A 1,283-nucleotide genomic window follows, 5' to 3' on the forward strand; every position below is an offset into this window, starting at 1 on the left:
TATGATGTAAAATTCAAAGAAGACATTCCAAAGAAGGGAGAAGTTCTTTGCAAGTTTGCAGAATATTGGTTTAACAAAGTAAATGTACCAAATCATTTTGTGCAAAGAAAGTCAGACAATGAAATCATTGTAAAAAAGATGAAGATGATTCCAATGGAGTGTGTTGTTCGCGGATACTTCTATGGAAGCTTGGTAAATAGATGGAAGAAAGGCGAGATACAAGTTCCTGATGGAACAACTACAGAGCTTGCAGCAAAGCTTCCAAGACCAATATTTGATCCTACTACAAAGTCAGAGCATGACATTCCAGTTGATAGAACTAAAGCACTAGAGATGAATCTTGTAACTGAGCAAGAGTTTGATTGGCTATCAGAAAAGTCAGTTGAAATCTATAACATGATGGCAAAGACTGCAGATGATGCAGGATTCATACTTGCTGACTTGAAGCTAGAGTTTGGAAAAGTGGGTAACCAGATAGTTCTTGGTGACTCTATTGGTCCTGATGAGTACAGATTGTGGATTAAAGAGAACCACAAGGTAGGGCAGATTCAAGAAGCATACGACAAACAAATTCTTCGTGACTGGCTTACAGCCCAAGGTTACCAAAAAAAGTTCGATGATGCACGTGATGCAGGGCAAGAACCAGTTCCGCCTGCAATTCCTTCTGAAATAATTCAAAAAATGACTGACCGCTATGTTACTGCGTATGAAAAGATAACTGGCCAGGCACTATAACTCGAATTCCATTTTCTACCATATAGTCCATATCCATCATTATGCCCTGATGAGGTCCATTAACCCCCTGATCCGGACCATCTCCCAAAATTTTGGATATTTCTTACCTCTCCAATGAATATAGTAGCAACAACAGAATATTGATAGTACTATTATGCATATGGTAGTGCAATGATAAAATTAGTTTTAGTTACAATGATTTTAGTAGCAGAAAAAAATTGATGCGAATGGACAAAAAAATGTGATACAAGTAACTTTTAGCTTAGCTGAAAAGAAAACAGTACAATGTCGACGCTGTTAGAGAAACAACTCAAAGTGAATCGTATAGTTACAACGAGTACAGACCAAGCTCGAGCTATCGAGGATCCATCGCGGGCAAAAATAATTGAAAATCTGTATCATAAATCTATGAGTGCAGAACAGATTGCTAATCAATTAAAAAAGTCCGGTTACAAAAAAGCTCTAACTACTATTCGCCATCATCTTGAAATTCTCAAAGAAGCGGGTTTAATTGAGATCGTAAAGATAGAGGAAACTCGAGGAGCGAT

At 37.6% G+C, this 1,283-nt stretch carries 2 protein-coding genes; both read left to right on the top strand.

Annotated features, from left to right (window positions below; genetic code table 11):
- Positions 1–735 (top strand): phosphoribosylaminoimidazolesuccinocarboxamide synthase (locus tag C6988_RS09975; RefSeq protein WP_182135166.1); only part of this gene is annotated, 735 nt, incomplete at its 5' end.
- A 285-nt stretch (positions 736–1,020) separates the two neighbouring features.
- The coding region (locus tag C6988_RS09980) for a helix-turn-helix domain-containing protein (RefSeq protein WP_182135168.1) at positions 1,021–1,283 on the top strand (263 nt) is incomplete at its 3' end.

Source organism: Nitrosopumilus sp. b1 (genome assembly GCF_014078545.1).
GTDB lineage: Archaea > Thermoproteota > Nitrososphaeria > Nitrososphaerales > Nitrosopumilaceae > PXYB01.